Annotated in this window: 6 protein-coding genes; 3 read left to right on the plus strand and 3 right to left on the minus strand. The window is 72.7% G+C overall.

The features are described 5' to 3' along the window. Window positions 1-17 precede the first annotated feature (17 nt). Entirely contained in the window at window positions 18-9152 is a 9135-nt protein-coding gene (locus ACZ4SV_RS14375; protein ID WP_468004309.1) for an amino acid adenylation domain-containing protein, read from the plus strand. After that, window positions 9149-10411 (plus strand): serine hydrolase domain-containing protein, encoded by a 1263-nt coding sequence (locus tag ACZ4SV_RS14380; protein ID WP_468004311.1) that lies wholly within the window; start codon window positions 9149-9151, stop codon window positions 10409-10411. Before ACZ4SV_RS14375 ends, ACZ4SV_RS14380 begins: the two co-directional genes overlap by 4 nt. 68 nt (window positions 10412-10479) lie before the next feature. Here ACZ4SV_RS14380 and ACZ4SV_RS14385 read toward each other — a convergent pair whose 3' ends face one another. After that, window positions 10480-11121, minus strand: coding sequence for a response regulator (locus tag ACZ4SV_RS14385; protein WP_397946415.1), 642 nt, complete (start codon window positions 11119-11121; stop codon window positions 10480-10482). Further along, a complete protein-coding gene (locus tag ACZ4SV_RS14390) occupies window positions 11112-12137 on the minus strand; it encodes a sensor histidine kinase (protein WP_397935815.1) in 1026 nt (341 codons plus the stop codon). Before ACZ4SV_RS14390 ends, ACZ4SV_RS14385 begins: the two co-directional genes overlap by 10 nt. 410 nt (window positions 12138-12547) lie before the next feature. On the opposite strand from ACZ4SV_RS14390, the gene ACZ4SV_RS14395 reads away from it, so the two are divergent. Continuing rightward, the gene (locus ACZ4SV_RS14395; RefSeq protein WP_468004314.1) at window positions 12548-13102 is read left to right on the plus strand and encodes an ATP-binding cassette domain-containing protein; all 555 of its coding nucleotides are present in this window, start codon (window positions 12548-12550) and stop codon (window positions 13100-13102) included. Here the strand turns inward: ACZ4SV_RS14395 and ACZ4SV_RS14400 are convergent. Continuing rightward, complete coding sequence (locus tag ACZ4SV_RS14400; protein ID WP_468004316.1) at window positions 13099-14037, minus strand: ArsR/SmtB family transcription factor; 939 nt, start codon at window positions 14035-14037, stop codon at window positions 13099-13101. The two genes, ACZ4SV_RS14395 and ACZ4SV_RS14400, sit on opposite strands and share 4 nt — an antisense overlap. Window positions 14038-14291: the final 254 nt, after the last annotated feature.

The following is a 14291-nucleotide window of genomic DNA, read 5'->3' on the forward strand; positions in this document are numbered from 1 at the left end:
CCCAGGGAGGAACGCAAGTGACCCAGCTCGACGAGAAGTTCGCGTCCGTACCGGCACACCTCCGGGCGGAGCTGCTGCGCCGCCTCGCCGGCGAGTCCGCGCCCGAGGACCTGCCGATCCCGACCGCCCCGCGCGACGGCCTGCCGCCGATGTCGTCGGCGCAGGAACGGCTCTGGTTCCTGGCCGAACTGGAACCGGACAGCGCCGAGTACAACGCGCTCCGCGCGCTGCGGCTGCGGGGCTGCCTCGATGCCGCGGCGCTCACCGCCGCGCTCGACCAGGTCGTGCGTCGGCACGAGATGCTGCGCACCACCTTCGACGCGGTCGACGGCCGGGGCGTCCAGGTCGTGCACGAGCACACCGGCCAGGCGTTGCCGACCGTCGACGTGTCGGGGCCCGATGCCGAGACCACGGTCGAGCGCTTCCTCGCGACGGAGATGAACACGCCGTACGACCTGCGCCGCGGACCGCTGCTGCGGGCCACCCTGCTGCGCGTGGACGCCGGCGAGCACGTGCTGGTACTGGCCATGCACCACATCGTCTGCGACGGCTGGTCGACCGGTCGGCTCCTCGGCGAGCTGGCCGCCGCCTACGAGGCCGCGGTCGCCGGCGTCGCGGCGGGCCTGCCGCCCGTGCCCGTGCAGTACGCCGACTACGCCCTCTGGGAGCGCGAGCGGTCCGCCGCGCTCGACGAGCAGCTCGACTACTGGCGCGGCCGGCTCGCGGGGATGCGCACGGCCGACCTGCCCACCGACCGGCCGCGGCCGGCCGTCCGTACGTCCGCGGGCGCCATCCTGCCGGTGGAGATACCCGCCGACGTGCTGGGCCGGCTGCGGAAGCTGAGCCGTGAGCACGACGCGACGCTGTTCATGGCCCTGGTCACGGTCACGAAGGTGGTGCTGGCCCGGTACTGCGGCGAACCCGACGTGGCGGTCGGCACCGTCACCCTGGGCCGGCAGCGGCCCGAGCTGGAGAGCCTGATCGGCTTCTTCATCAACACCGTGGTGCTGCGCTCCCAGGTGGAGGAGTCGCTGTCGTTCACCGAACTGCTCGGCCGGGTGCGCGCGGGCCTGCTCGAGGCGTTCGCCCATGACGAGGTCCCGTTCCAGCGCCTCGTCGACACGCTGCGGCCCGACCGGGACGCGTCCCGGCCGCCGCTGGTGCAGGTGATGGTCAACCTCCAGAACCTGGCCGACACGGTGCCGGCCTTCCGGGGGCTGGACGTCACCGAGATCCAGCCGCCGATCGACGTGGCGAAGCTGGACCTCACGTTCGACTTCTACGAGGACGCCTCCTCGCTCACCTGCTACCTGGAATACAGCACCGACCTGTTCGACCGGGCGACCGTCGAGCGGCTCGGCGGCCACCTCGTCACCCTGCTGCGCGCGGTGTCCGAGCAGCCCACGGCCCCGCTCGCCGGTCTGTCCATGCTGCCGGCCGACGAGCTGCGGACGCTCACCGTCGACTGGCAGGGCCCGGCCCTCCCGGCAGCGGACGCACCGACCCTGCACCGGATCTTCGACGAGCAGGCGGCGCGGACACCCGCCGCCGTCGCGGTGAGCGACGGCAGCCGGCGGCTCACCTTCGCCGAGCTGGCCGCGCGGGCCAACCGGCTCGCGCACCACCTCGTCGCGGTCGGCGTCCGCCCCGGAGTGCTGACCGGTGTCTGCCTCGACCGCGGCGTGGACGCGATGGTCGCGCTGCTGGCGGTGCTCAAGGCCGGTGGCGCCTTCGTGCCGCTCGACCCCGGCCACCCCGCACAACGGCTGGCCCTGGTGCTCGGCGATGCCGCGGCGCCGGTGCTGATCACGGACTCGGCCGCGGTGGGCGAAGGCGCCTGGACCACCGTCCGCCTCGACACCGACCAGGACACGATCGCCCGCCACCCGGCCACGCCGCCCCCCACGGCCGCCGGGCCGGACGACCTCGCGTACGTCGTCTACACCTCCGGCTCGACGGGCCGCCCGAAGGGCGTGATGGTCAGCCACCGCAACGCCGTCCACATGATGCGCGCCTGGGACGCCCGCTACGGCCTGACCGGGCTGCGAGGCCGCTGCCTGTCGGTGTCCAGCCTCGCCGTGGACCTGTTCCTCGGCGACTTCCTGATGACCGCGATGTACGGCGGCGAGATGGTGATCTGCCCGGCGGAGGTGATCACCGATCCGCCCGCACTGGCCGAGCTGATCACCACGGTCCGCCCGCAACTGCTGGTGACCACCCCGTCGCTGGCCAAGGCGGTCGCCCAGGAGCTGTCCTGGGCCGGCGGCCGGGCGGACTCGCTGCGCGTCCTCGCGGTCGGTTCGGAAGCGTGGCTGGCCGACGACGCGGCCGCGGTCCTCGAAGTCCTTTCCCCCGACGCCGTCGTCACGAACAACTACGGTGCCACCGAGACCACCGTGGACTCCACGACATACCGGGTGCGCCCCGGCGGTCCGGGCGGCCCGGCGGTCGTGCCGGTCGGCCGGCCGCTGGGCAACACCCGGACGTACGTGCTCGACGACCGCCTGCGTCCCGTTCCCGTCGGTGTGCCCGGCGAGATCCACATCGGCGGTGACGGGGTGGCACAAGGGTATTGGAACCGGCCCGAGCTGACCGCGCAGCGCTTCCTGGACGACCCGTTCACCGGTGGGCGGCTCTACCGCACGGGCGACATCGGGCGCTGGCGGCCCGACGGCGACCTGGAGTACCTCGGCCGCGCGGACGACCAGGTCAAGGTGCGCGGCTTCCGGGTGGAACTCGGCGAGGTCGAGGCCGCCATGCTGCGCCACCCCGGCATCGCCGCCGCGGCCGCCGCGGTACGAGCCGACACGGCCGGCCGCGCCCGGCTCGTCGGGTACCTGGTCGCGGACGGTGCCGCGCCCACACTCACCGAGCTGCGCGCGTTCCTCGCGGGGATCGTGCCCGACCCGGCGATACCCTCCGCGCTCGTCGTCCTCGACCAGCTTCCGATGACACCGAGCGGCACCCTCGACCGCAAGGCGCTGCCGGCCCCGGCGATCACCGACCACGCCGCCGTACACCACGTGGCGCCGCGCGACCAGACCGAGTCCCGACTGGCGGCCATCTGGGCGGAAGTGCTGGGCCTGCCACCCGGCACGGTCGGCGTCGGCGACAACTTCTTCGCACTCGGTGGCGACTCGATCGTGGGGCTGCAGGTCGTGTCGAGGGCGCGGCGGGCCGGCCTGTACCTGACCGCAAAGCAGATCTTCCGGCACCAGACCGTCGCCGATCTCGCCGCCGTCGTCCAGACCATGGATCAGCCGGCGCCGCAGGCCGCCGCCGCGGTCGGGGACGTGCCGCTCACCCCCGTGCAGCGCTGGTACTTCGAGCAGTACCCCGAAGGTGCCGTCCACTTCAACCAGTCGATGTTCGTGGAGCTCGCGCCCGGCACCGGTCCGGCCGCCCTGCGCACGGCGGTGACGGCGCTGCTCGGCCACCACGACGCGCTGCGGCTGCGCGCCGTCCTCGCCGACGGCGCCTGGCAGCAGCACTGCGCGAGCACCGAAACGGGCGAGCCGTTCCGCACGGTCGATCTGTCCGGCCTCGACCGTCCCGCCCGCGAGCGGGCGGTCCGCGAGGCGGTCACGGCGGCGCAGACCGGCTTCCGGCTCGACGCCGGGCCCCTGCTGAGCGCGGTGCTCTTCTCCGGCGCACCCGAACCCGACCGGCTGTTCCTCGCGGCGCACCACCTCGTCGTCGACGGGGTCACCTGGCGCGTGCTGCTCTCCGATCTGGAACTCGCCTACGAGCAGGCGGCGCGGGACCTGCCGGTCAGCCTCCCGGAGAAGTCGACCGGCTTCCGGGACTGGGCCAGGCGGCTGACCGAGGCGGTTGCGTCCGGCCGCTTCGACAGCGAGCGGCCGTACTGGCAGGCCGTGGAGGCCGCGTCCGCCGCCTGCCCGCCGCTGCCGGTCAGCCGCACGGCACCGGACACGCTCGCGCACGCCCGTACGGTCGAGGCCGGTCTCGATGCCGAGCTGACCCGCGCGTTGCTGCGGGACGTACCGGCGGCGTACCGGACCCGGATCAACGACGTGCTGCTGACCGCGCTCGCGGCGGTGCTGGCCGACTGGACGGGCGGCGACGCCGTCGCGGTCGAGCTGGAGGGCCACGGCCGCGAGAACCTCTTCGACGACGTCGACCTGTCCCGCACGGCGGGCTGGTTCACCACGCTCTTCCCCGTGGTGCTGCCCGTCCCGGCCGAGGACTGGGGGACCCGGCTCAAGACCGTCAAGGAGACCCTGCGAGCGGTCCCCGAGGCCGGCATCGGGTACGGCGCCCTGCGCTATCTGACCAAGGAAGCCGGGCTGGGCGGCGGACGCTGCCAGGTGGGCTTCAACTACCACGGCCACTTCGACGTGACCACCGGCGACGGCCTGCTGCGCCGCTGGCGGCCCAGTCCGGCACCGGACCGCAGCGCAGACCTGGCCCGCCCGAACCTGCTGGAGATCACCGGGATGGTCCGGGACGGCCGGCTCGCGTTCTCCTGGGAGTACTCGGCGGCGCTGCACGACGAGGAGACCATCGCGGGCCTCGCGGCGCGGTTCACCGCCGCGCTCGCCGACATCGTGGCGCACTGCTCCCGGGCGGGCGGCCGCACCCCGTCCGATTTCCCGCTCGCCGGGCTCGACCAGGGCGAGGTGGACCGGATCGCCGGGGACGGCCGCACGGTCGAGGACATCTACCCGCTCACGCCGATGCAGAGCGGCCTGCTGTTCCACTCGCTCGACGCGCACGAGGACGACATCTACCTCACCCACCTCCATCTCGTCCTCGACGGCGTCACCGAACCCGCTCTGCTGGCCGAGGCCTGGCAACGGGTCGTCGACCGCACACCCGTGCTGCGCACGGCGATCGTCGACGCGGAGGGCGGACGCCCCCTCCAGGTGGTCCACCGGGACGTCCGCGTGCCCGTCAGCATCGAGGACTGGTCGGAGCTGACCGAGGAACAGCAGCGGGAACGCATCCGCCGGCTGACCGTGTCCCCGGGGGAACCACTGGATCTGGCACGTCCGCCGCTGCTGCGGCTGCACGTGGCCCGGCTCTCCGCCTCCAGGGTCCACCTGCGCTGCTCGTCGCACCACCTGCTCCTCGACGGCTGGAGCTTCGCCGACCTGCTCGGCGAGGTCTTCGCGGAGCACGCCGCGCTCAGCGGACGCGAGGTCGCGCCGCCGCGCCCGCGCCGTCCGTTCCGCGAGTACGTGCGCTGGCTCGGCGAGCAGGACACCGGCGCGGCGCGGGCGTACTGGGCGGGCTTGCTCGCCGGGTTCTCCGCGCCCACCGCGCTGCCGTACGACCGGGTGCCGCTGCGCTCCCACCAGTCCCGCGACACCGGCCACATCGACCTCGCCTTCACGGCGGCGGAGACCGGGCGGCTGGAGAGCTTCGCCCGGAACACCCGGGTCACCGTCAACACGCTGATCCAGGGCGCCTGGGCCCTTCTCCTGTCCCGCTACAGCGGCGACCGGGACGTCTGCTTCGGCACCACGGTGGGCGGCCGGCCCGCCGAACTCCCGGGCTCGGACGAGATGGCCGGCCTGTTCATCAACACACTGCCCGCCCGGCCGGCCGTCTCGCCCGGCAGCGAGCTGCGCACCTGGCTGCGCGAGATCCAGGAGCAGCAGGCCGACAGCCGCCAGTACGAGTACGCGTCACTCGCCCAGGTGCGGGACTGGGCCGCGATCCCGGCGGGCACCAGCCTCTTCGACAGCTGTGTGGTCTTCGAGAACTTCCCGTACGACGAGCACGCGGCCGAGCGTCACGGACTGGCGGTACGGTCGCTGGCCGGCCTGGAGACGTCGAACTTCCCGCTCACCTGCGTGGCGCACCTGATGGACGGACTGCACCTGCGGCTCGGCTACGACCCGCGACTGTTCGACGACGCCACCGCGCGCCGGTTCGCCGATCATCTGCTGGGCATGCTCGACGCGATGGCGGGGGCGGCACCCGGCACCAGACTGCGGGACCTGCCGATGGTCCGCGGCGCCGAACACGACCGGCTGGTCAAGGAGTTCAACGGCACACCGTCCGGCTATCCCGGCCAGTGCCTGCACGAACTCTTCCGGGTGGTCGCGCGCCGGCACCCCGACCGGCCCGCGGTCGTCGCCGGCGACACCCGGCTCACCTATGCCGAGCTGGACGCCCGCTCCGACCGGCTCGCCCACCACCTCGCCGACCGCGGTGTCGGTCCGGAGGTGCCGGTGGGCATCTGCCTGCCGGGCGGCGCCGAGATGATCACCGCCATGCTCGGCGTCCTGAAGGCGGGCGGCGCGTACGTGCCGCTCGATCCCGGGTACCCGCCCGAGCGCCTCGCCTATCTGTTCCGCGACTCGGGCGTGCGGCTGCTGCTCACCAGCGCCGCGCTGGCGCCCGGCCTGCCGCCGACCGGCGCCGAGGTGCTGCTGACCGACGATCTGCGGCCGGGCCCCGCCGTCGGGCCGCCGCCCTCGGCGACCGTCCCGGACAACCTCGCCGTGCTCGTCTACACCTCGGGCTCGACCGGCACGCCCAAGGCCAGCATGGTCACCCACCGCGGCCTCGTCCGGCTCGTGCACGCCGCCGGCGAGCACACCTTCGGGGACGCCGCCACGATCGCCCAGCACCACTCGATCTCGTTCGACGCCGCGCAGAACGAGCTGTGGCAGGCACTCCTGAGCGGCGCGTGCCTGGCCGTGCGACCAGGCGACTTCCGCTCGGTGGACGAACTCGACGCGTTCCTGCGCGACCACGAGGTGCAGGCCATGTCCTTCTCGGCGGGGTTCTTCCACGCCGTCGCCGACACCGACCCGGGCATCCTCGCGGGGCTGCACAAGGTCGTCGTCGGCGGCGAGGCGCTGTCCGCAGCGCACTGCGCACGCGTCCTCGACCGGCTGCCCGGCCTGCGGATCGTCAACGCGTACGGGCCCACCGAGTGCTCGGTGACCGCGACCTGCTTCCCGGTCGAGCGCGACGGGCCGCCCGAAGGCACCGTTCCGGTCGGCCGGCCCAGCGCGGACGCCCGGGTCTACCTGCTCGACCGGGACCTGAACGTGGTGCCGGTGGGCGTGACCGGGGAGGCGTACCTCGCCGGGGACGGCGTGTGCCGCGGGTACCGGAACCGGCCCGCGATGACCGCCGAACGCTTCGTACCGGACCTGTTCGGACCACCCGGTGCCCGGATGTACCGCACCGGCGACCTGATGCGCTGGCGTCCCGACGGCACGCTGGAGTTCGTCGGCCGGACCGACGACCAGGTGAAGCTGCGCGGCTACCGCATCGAACTCGGCGAGATCGAGCAGGCGCTCGCCGGGCACCCGGACGTGGCCGGCGCGGCCGTCATCCTCCGTGAGGACCAGCCGGGCCGCCGCCGTCTCGTCGGGTACGTGGTCTCGGAGCAGGACCCGGCCGCACTGGCCGCACTCACCTCGTACCTCGCCGCCCGCCTCCCCGAGTACATGGTCCCCGCCGCGCTCGTCCGGCTGGAGCGGATGCCGCTCACCGCGCACGGCAAGGTCGACCGCCGCGCCCTGCCGGAGCCCGCGACCGCGGCGGCCGGCCGGGCCGCGGTGGAGCCCCGTACGCCCGACGAACGGACGATGGCCGCGATCTGGGCGGAAGTGCTCGGGGTGGAGCGCGTCGGGGTCACCGACGACTTCTTCGACCTCGGCGGCGACTCGATCCTCAGCATCCAGGTCGTGTTCAGGAGCCGCCGGGCGGGACTGCAGGTCTCCTCCAGCGACCTGTTCCGTCACCCGACCGTCGAACAGCTCGTCGCCGCCGCAGGCCGGGACCGCCGGGTCGCCGCGACCCAGGAGGCCGAGACCGGCGAGGTGCCGCTCACCCCGATCCAGCACGAGTTCTTCGCGCGCACCACGGTCGCCCCGCACCACCTCGCCCAGTCGGTCCACGTCGAGCTCGCGGCGGACACCGACGAGACGGCGCTGCGGGCCGCGCTCACGGCGGTCGTCGCCCACCACGACGCCTTGCGGATGCGGTACACGCGCGACGAGCGGGGCCGCTGGTCCCAGCGCAACGCCGCAGCCGAGACCGGCGAACTGTTCGAGCGCCACGACCTCTCACGGCTGTCCGACAAGGAACTGCACCCGGCCATGGACCGGCTCGCCGCGGCGGCCGACACGGGTCTCGACCTGGCGGCCGGGCCGCTGCTGAGAGCGGTCCTCTTCGACCTCGGGCCGGACCGGCGGGCGCACCTGCACCTGACCGTGCACCACCTGGTGATCGACGCGGTGTCGTGGCGGATCCTCAACCACGACCTGGACCTCGCGTACCGCCAGGCGCTCGACGGCAAGGCGATCGACCTGGGAGCGAAGACCTCCTCGTTCCGGCAGTGGGCCACGCGGCTCGCGGCGCATGCGGCCGGCGGCGGCTTCGCCGATCAGGCCGCGCACTGGGACGCGGTGCCCGAGGCGGCACCGCTGCCGGCCGACGGCCCCGGACCGAACGTGGTGTCGTCGCGGCGGATCGTGCCCGTACGGCTGGAACGGGACGAGACCGCGGCGCTGCTGCACGTGGCGCCGGGCAGGTTCCGCGCCCGGGCCAGCGACGTGCTGCTCTCCGCGCTGGCCTGGACGCTGTGCCGCTGGTCCAAAGACGACCGGCTGGTGATCGAGATGGAGGGCCACGGCCGTGAGGAGATCTTCGACGACGTCGACCTGTCCCGCACCGTCGGCTGGTTCACCAGCTCGTACCCCGTCGCCCTGAAGGTCCCCGGCCGGACGGACGGCGAGGCCGACTGGCCCGCCGTCGTGCGGTCGGTGCGCCGCTGCCTGCGCGCCGTCCCCGCCAACGGACTCGGCTACGGCGCTCTGCACCACCTGGCCGGGGCCGGCACCGTGCCGGCGGACCGCACGCCTCCCGCGGTGCTGTTCAACTACCACAGCCAGACCGAGGAGATCACCCGGACGGCCGGCCACTCGCTGTTCCACGCCTTCCACGAGCCGATCGGCCGGGAACAGGACGACCGGGAGCGGGTCGTGCAGGCGCTGGAGGTGGTGGGCGCGGTCGAGAGCGGCCGGCTCGGCTTCGACCTCTACTACTCGGTCAACCTGCACGAGCCCGAAACGATCGCGCGGGTCGGTACCGCCTTCGCGGCGGCGCTGCGGTCGATCGCCCGTCTCTGCGAGCCGACCCTCGGGGCGGAGGACCCACGGTGAACGATCTGCTGACGGAACTTGCCCGCCGGCACGGCGTGCCCGGTGCCCAGGCGGCGATCTGGCGCGACGGCCGCTTGCTCACCGCGGAGACCGGTGAGGAGGAGGCGGGATCGGGCAGGCCGGTGACGGTCGCGACGGCGTTCCCGCTCGGCTCGCTCACCAAGCCGTTCACCGCCACGCTCGCGGCCCTGTTGGTCGCCGACGGCGACGCGGACCTGGACGAGCCCTTGGCGGAGCAGCTGGGCGAACTGCGCGCGGGCCCGGACTGCACACTGCGGCAGGTGCTCAGCCACACCGCGGGCCTGGCGGCGAACACCGCCGAGCTGGCCTTCGGAACCACCCGCGCCGGGTGGCTCGCGCGCCACGCCTCCGAGCTGGCCGTGTACGAACCGGGCTCGGTGTTCTCCTACTCCAACCCGGGTTACGTCATCGCCGGCCGCCTGATCGAGGAGATCACCGGGCTCGACTGGGCGGAAGCCGTGCACGCGATGCTGCTGCGCCCGCTGGGGCACGATGCCGCGGCACCGGTCGCGCTGGGGCATCTCGTACGCCCGGACCTCCCGCCCCGGCCCATCCAGGCGCAGTCCGTGCCGCCGCTGGAGGACCCGGCCGCCGGCCTGCGCCTGGCCGCCCGCGACCTCGCGCTGTTCGGCGCCGCGCACCTGGGCCTCGGCCCGGGTGCGGCCCTGCTCGACTCCGCGACGGCGCGGTCGATGCGCGAGGACGTCACGGAGGGGCTCGCCGTGGGCGCCTACGGACTGGCGGACGGATGGGGCGCCGGATGGTCGCGGTACGGGACCTGGTCCGGCCATGACGGCACCGGTGACGGAGCGTGGAGCCACCTGCGCGTGCACCCGTCGACGCGGACCGTGGTGGCGCTGACCGCCAACGGCAGTACCGGCGCGCGCCTGTGGGAGTCGCTGCTCGAACGGCTCGGCGAGGCCGGCCTGGAGGCCGGTGACCATCCTCGGGACGCGATCGACGCCGAGCCCGCGCCGGCGCCGCCGGAGTGCGCCGGGCACTATGTGAACGGTGCCTGGTCCTGCCGGGTCGAGGCCGACGACGGTGCACTCCTGCTCTCGGTCGCCGGAGCGGCGCCGGTCCGCCTCCTCGTGGGCAAGGACCTCTCCTTCCGCACCCCCTCGGACGGCGGCGCCCGTACGGCGATTCCGTACCGTGGGCGGTTCCTGCGCGAAGCTGAGACCGGCGACGTCGACCGTATGCAGATCACCGGGAGGCTCTGCGTCCGGCAGGAATAGGACCGTTCCGAAAGCGGCGGGCCCCGTCTCGGACGGGCCCGCCGCTTCGCCGTGCGGGTCCTCCGCCGTCAGCGCGCTTCCAGATAGGTCAGCACGGCCCGGACCCTGCGGTGACCGGCGTCGGGCTCGGTGAGCTCGAACTTCGAAAAGATCTTGCCGATGTGCTTGTGCACGGCGTTGTCGGTGATGCACAGCTTCTTGGCCAAGGTGGCGTTGTCGTGCCCCTCCGCCATCAGCGCCAGGACCTCCCGCTCCCGGCGGGTGAGCGTGGACAGCGGCTGCGTCTGCCGGGCGAGCAACTGGGCCACCACGTCGGGATCGAGCGCCGTGCCGCCGGTGGACACCCGGTCGAGCGCCTCCAGGAACTCGTCGACGCGGCTGATGCGGTCCTTGAGCAGATAGCCGACGCCACCCCCGCTGCTGGAGAGCAGCTCGGCCGCGTACGTCTGCTCCACGTACTGGGACAGGACCAGGACCGGCAGGCCGGGATGGACGCGCCGGGCCTCGATCGCGGACCGGATGCCCTCGTCGCGGAACTCGGGCGGCAACCGCACGTCGACGATGGTGACCGCCGGGCGATGCCGGTCCACCGCGGCCAGGAACCCCTCGGCGTCGCCGGCGACCTCGGCCACCTCATGGCCGCAACTGGTCAGCAGGAGCTCCAGACCGGTGGCGAGCAAGACGTTGTCCTCCGCGATCACTATCCGCACGGCAGCTCCACGGTGATCGTGGTGGGGCCGCCCGCCGGGCTCAGGATCGTGAGGCAGCCGTCGAGCGCCTGCGCGCGGCCCCGGAGACCGGCCAGTCCGCTGCCGTCCTTCTCCCGGGCGCCCCCCACGCCGTTGTCGGTGACGACGATCGTCAGCACGTCCCCGGTACGCCACACTCGCAGCCCCGCCTTGGTGGCCCGGCTGTGCTTGGCCACGTTCGTCAGCGCCTCGGTGACCACGAAATAGGCGATGGTCTCGATGGCTGCCGGGATGCGGTGCACTTCGCCGATATCGATCGAGACCGGCACCCCGCCCCGAGCGGCGACGGTACGCAAGGCGCCCCCCAACCCGCGGTCGGCGAGGATGGGCGGGTAGATCCCGCGGAGCACCTCGCGCAGCTCGACCATCGCCTCCTCCGTGATGTCGGTGGCCTCGCGCAGCATCCGCGCGAGGGTGGTCAGGTCGCCGTCGAGGCACCGCCGGGCCACCGCGAGCCGCATGGCCACGGCCACCAGCCGTGCCTGGGTGCCGTCGTGCAGGTCCCGCTCGATCCGCCGCAGTTCGGCCGCGTGCGCCTCCAGCGCGTCACTGCGGGTGCGGGTCAGCGTGGTCACCCGGTCGGCGAGTCTCTGGGTCCGCGACGGCGCGAGCACGGCGAGCGTCAGGCGGGCGTACCCCGTGGCACACCACGGCAGGGCCAGGCAGCCCAAGGCGAACATGAGGTTCCCCACCGACGGACCGATGACGACCTCCCCGTACGAGCCGACCACCGGCATGTCCAGTACCGTCTGCGGGTCGTCCTTGACCGGGAACGCCCACCACAGCAGCGGTGTCACCACGACCAGCAGCGCGTTGCTGACGCAGATGACCGTGGCCAGCCCACAGGCGAGGCCCAGCGTGAGGTGCAGGACGAGCCAGTACAGATGACGGGGCAGGCCGATGCGCTGCGCGCGGACCGGGCGCCCCAGTAATCGACCGGCTCGCTGCCGGTGCCATTCCGCCCACGACTGACGCATGCTCGGATGACAGAGCAGTACGAACGACAGAAGGCTCATGGCCGCGGTGCTGAATCCCGCGAGCAGATAGACGGTGGCCCGCACCGGAGGTGTCCGGAAACGGGTCACAAGAACAGGCCAGGACGCCCCGCGTATTACAGGAGGCTGTAGTTCCGCCCCTGCGGCAGAGGGTATGGCCTTGTGGGCACCGGAGACCATAACCTGCTGTTCAGGCCGGGTTTCCAAAACCGGGGGCGGATAGACTCGGCCTATCTTCACCGGAGTTGAACGGGGATGGCGGACGGGTTGCACAACCTGCCTCCGATGCGTTGAAAGGGACCACCATGACTGACCAGCGTCCGGCTCTGCGGCTGTGCCATGTCGGCACGGTCGGAGGCGGGGGCAGCGAGTCTGGAGCTGAGATAGAGGATGTGACCTTCGCGTGCGAGGCCGGCACCTGGACCGCGCTGGCCGGGCCGGCCGCCGCGGACAGGACCGGCGTCCTGCGGTGCGCGGCTGGACTGGACCCGGTGACCGCGGGTGAGGTCCGGCTGGCCGAAGGGCTGCGGCTCGCGCACGTCGGACTCCGGCCGTTGACGGAAGAGCTGGCGACGATCGACACGCTCGCCTCGGCGCTCGCCCGACTGCCGGCACCGGCGGCCGAACTGCTGCGGGAGGCACTGCACCGGCTGGACCTGTGGGAGGAGCGGGACACGCCCGTAGGTGCCCTGACGGAGAGTCGGCAACGCGCGGCCGCGGTCGCGATCGCGGTCGCCGACACCCCCGACGTGCTGCTCGCCGACGATCTCATCAGTGGACTTCCGCCCGCCACCGCGGCGGCGGTCCTCGACCTGCTGCGCGACCAGGTGGACCGGCACCGGCTCTGCGTCGTGGCCTCGGCCGCCGACTTGGCCTCTCTGGAACGGGCCGATGTGGTGGTGCTGCTCGCCGGGGGACGCGTGGTCGAGACACGGACGATGCCCTAGTACCGCGGCTTCGGAACACCCCGCGGCTCTCCCACCCGTGGGGTGACCGGGCCGGGTGGTGTGCCCAGCGCACGGCTGAGTTCGGCGGGCAACTCCCCTTGCAGAAGGGCCAAGCCGAGCGGGGTGAGGGTGTGCGTGGCGGTGGTGCGGTTGCGTAACGTCGTGATCAGACCCGCCTCCCGCAGTACAGTGGCCTGCTTGCTGGCGCCGGAGAGGGAGATGCCGAGCCGCTCGGACAGATCGCCGGTGGTGCCGCTCTCGGCCAGCGCGCGCAGGGCGGCCGCACGGGTGGCTCCGACGAGGGCGGCCAGCGCCCGGTCGCCCTCCTCCTCCGCTTCCTCGGGGGGCGACTCCAGGTCGTTGAGGTCCAGAGGCGTGGAGAAGACGAGTGCGGGCACACCGGACTGCCGCTCGGAGCGCACGAGCACGCAGGTCTTGTCGGGAAGGAAGACCGAAGGGCTCAGGATCAGGCCGCGCCCGTCGAGTTTGATGTCGAGGTCGAAGCTGGACGCGACCCGTAACTCCGAGGACTCCCAGGTCACCTTGGGGTGCAGACCCGCGAGCAGGAACTCGATGCCGTGCGTGATGGCCATCCGCCCGCGCATGTCACGCTCCGTCTCCAACCGGGACTGTATCCGCGACCAGTAGGGCAGGACGCCCGCAGAGCAGAACAGGAAGACCACTTGGGCGAGGCGGCGAGCCCGGGCGCGCACAGCCGAGGGCACCGCGTCCGCATCGGCTCCGTCCCGTTCGAGCAGCCACAGGAGATCGGGGATGACCCGGTGCTCGGACACGACCTCGTCTACGGCGGGAAGATCGTCGCCGAGCCGTTCGCGTACGACCTTGTGCCAACCCACACCGCTGCGTGCCCGGTCGCGTCCGAAGCGGTGAAGCGCGAAGACCGCCTCGGATACCGGGCCCAACGTGTGAACCATTCTGAGAATCTGAATGTCTTTGCTGGTGAGGTGTATGCGCAACACGGCCACCCATCCCCCAAGTAAGGCCCCCCGGGGCGCTCTAGGCGCAGGAGCCTAAGCTCGTATCGTCACCAACGACAAGGACATTCGTTCGCCAATTAACCTGGAAACTATCCGGACGTATCATAATTTAACGCTGCATCAAGAGCGGGCCTACCGCCAGTAGCCAGGCATAACCGGCTGGATATGGCCCATTGCCTGGTCCCGAGGGG

Source organism: Streptomyces sp. NPDC027672 (assembly GCF_055566335.1).

What these genes read in the sequence shown, in the direction of transcription:
- ACZ4SV_RS14400 (WP_468004316.1), bottom strand. Translation starts at nt 14,037, where the DNA reads ATGGTTCACACGTTGGGCCCGGTATCCGAGGCGGTCTTCGCGCTTCAC.
- ACZ4SV_RS14390 (WP_397935815.1), bottom strand. Translation starts at nt 12,137, where the DNA reads ATGCGTCAGTCGTGGGCGGAATGGCACCGGCAGCGAGCCGGTCGATTA.